The sequence below is a fragment of the Mycobacterium sp. 2YAF39 genome (assembly GCF_052114565.1).
In the GTDB taxonomy this organism is placed as follows: Bacteria; Actinomycetota; Actinomycetes; order Mycobacteriales; family Mycobacteriaceae; genus Mycobacterium.
In genome coordinates this window covers 1-1,587 of the sequence record NZ_JBFREZ010000032.1, presented here as the reverse complement: position 1 = coordinate 1,587, position 1,587 = coordinate 1, and the positions used below count along the sequence as shown (strand labels likewise).

The 1,587-nt window shown below is 63.5% G+C and carries 1 protein-coding gene; it reads left to right on the top strand.

Annotated elements, in window-relative coordinates; translation table 11 throughout:
* Positions 1-1,587, top strand: a 1,587-nt coding sequence (locus AB4Z42_RS28325; RefSeq protein ID WP_442012568.1) for a condensation domain-containing protein, incomplete at both ends; no start/stop codon positions are given.

The following is a 1,587-nucleotide window of genomic DNA, read 5'->3' as shown; positions in this document are numbered from 1 at the left end:
GTGACGTCGGGCGACAGCGCGCTCGGGCCTGTCATCAAGGACGCCAAAGAACAACTTCGCGCGCTGCCCGACGGCCTGACCTACGGGGTGCTGCGCTATCTGAATCCCGATGTCGATCTCGGCGGGGCCGATCCGTCGATCGGTTTCAATTATCTGGGCCGGCTGGGTGCTGGAGCGGCCGATCTTGCCGAGGGTCTGTGGCGGATCGACCAAGAGGATATGTCGACCATCGCGACGGCCTCGGCGGTGCGCATGCCGTTGATGCACACTGTGGAGCTCAACGCGGGCACCCTCGACACGGATGCCGGTCTTCAGTTGCAGGCCAACTGGACGTGGGCGCGTTCGACCATGAACCTCGAACAGATGAGCCGGATCAGCCGGTTGTGGTTCGACGCCCTGGCAGGCATCTGCGCGCACGTGCGTCAGGGCGGCGGCGGTCTGACTCCCTCCGACATCGCTCCGGCCCGGTTGAGCCAGCAGCAGATCGACGAGCTGACACAGCAATACCCGATCGCGGACGTGCTGCCGCTGACCCCGCTGCAACAGGGACTGCTCTTCCATGCGACTGTCGCGCAGGGACCGGGCGACGACGTGTATGCGGTGCAGCTGGACATCACGCTTACCGGCCATCTCGACCAGTATCGGCTGCGCGACGCACTGAACACCGTGATCAACCGTCACCCCCATCTGGCCGCGGACTTCTGCACCTCGTTCGGCGAGCCCGTACAGGTCATCCCGTCGAATCCCGTAATCGCTTGGCAATACCACGAACTGGATGCCGACGAGGACGTCGACCGGTTATGCGCTGCCGAACGCGCGGCGGTCTGCGACCTCTCACGTCAGCAGCTGTTCCGCGCCGCGCTCATCCGCACGGCAGATGACCGGTACCGGTTCGTGCTGACGAATCACCACATCGTGCTGGACGGCTGGTCCTTGCCGGTCCTGTTACAGGAGATCTTCGCGGGCTATTACGGGCACCGGCTTCCCGAGCCGATGCCTTATCGCAGGTTCGTCACCTGGTTGGCCGGACAGGATCGGGACGCCGCGGAGGCGGTGTGGGCCAAGGTGTTCGACGGGTTCGAGACCCCCACGCTGGTCGGCTCCCCGCACGGATTGGCGCTCGGTCGACGAGGTGTCGGATCCTATCGGGTCTCCGCGCAGACCACGCAGGCGCTTGGTGAGTTGGCACGGTCCCGTCGTACGACCATAAGCACCGTGTTGCGTGCGGCGTGGGCGCAGCTGCTGATGACCGTCACGGGTCAGCGCGATGTGGCTTTCGGTACCGCGGTTTCGGGTCGGCCGACGGACTTGCCGGGTGCGGAATCCATGGTGGGGTTGCTGATCAACACGATGCCCGTCCGCGCCAAACTTGCTGCAACGGATACCGTCTCAGACCTGCTGAACGCACTGCACGAGTTTCACAATGAGACTCTTGAGCATCAGCATTTGGCGCTTGGGGAGGTTCATCGGGTTTCGGGTCATGATCAGTTGTTCGACACGTTGTTCGTGTATGAGAATTATCCGGTCGATGCTGGTGCGTTGTTGGGTGCTCAGGAGTTGGCGGTCACCGAGTTCAGTAGTCGTGAG